This window comes from Clostridia bacterium, from assembly GCA_036654455.1.
Taxonomy (GTDB): domain Bacteria; phylum Bacillota; class Clostridia; order Christensenellales; family CAG-314; genus JAVVRZ01.
The window spans coordinates 1-579 of record JAVVRZ010000023.1 but is presented as its reverse complement, the minus strand read 5'-3'; the positions used below and the strand labels follow the sequence as shown (position 1 = coordinate 579).

Below are 579 nucleotides of genomic sequence, written 5' to 3'. Positions count from 1 at the left end.
AAAATCAACAAACATGTTATAATTATTATCAGCCGGAGAAATACCCAAGCGGCTGAAGGGGTGGGCTTGGAAAGCTCATAGATCTGTAACAGGGTGCGAGGGTTCAAATCCCTCTTTCTCCGCCACTAAATAAACATAGCTAAACACACCTTGTGTTTAGCTTTTTTAATTAAAAAATGCCAGTATCATAAACGTTTGAACCCACGAACTTAATAAAGTTAACAAATACACTCTGTTGTTTCTTTATCAAAGAAAATACATTTGTCTAAATCAAAATGTAATTTTACTTCATCATCATTTTTAATAATAGTCATTGCTTTTGAACGCGCGATCAACTGATCGCGACCAAGATTAAAAATTAAATTGTATTCTGAACCTAATAATTCTGCAATTTTAATGTGAACTGTAAAGGTTTGAAAGTTTCCAGATGAAACAAATCTACTATCAGATACTATATCTTCAGGCCTAATTCCTAATTTTACTTCTTTACCAAATAATCCATTATGTTTGAGTTCTGCAGTCTTATTTGAAGAAAAAGTAAATTTTTCTTCATTATTTACTTCAAATTGGCCTTCATTA

At 31.6% G+C, this 579-nt stretch carries 1 protein-coding gene and 1 tRNA gene; one reads left to right on the top strand and one right to left on the bottom strand.

Annotation, left to right across the window (positions count from 1 at the left end; all coding sequences use genetic code 11):
• Positions 1–34: 34 nt before the first annotated feature.
• Positions 35–125, top strand: a tRNA-Ser gene (locus tag RR062_06205).
• A 93-nt stretch (positions 126–218) separates the two neighbouring features.
• On the opposite strand, the gene RR062_06200 is transcribed toward RR062_06205, so the two are convergent.
• Positions 219–579 (bottom strand): TOBE domain-containing protein (locus RR062_06200; GenBank protein ID MEG2027287.1); only part of this gene is annotated, 361 nt, incomplete at its 5' end.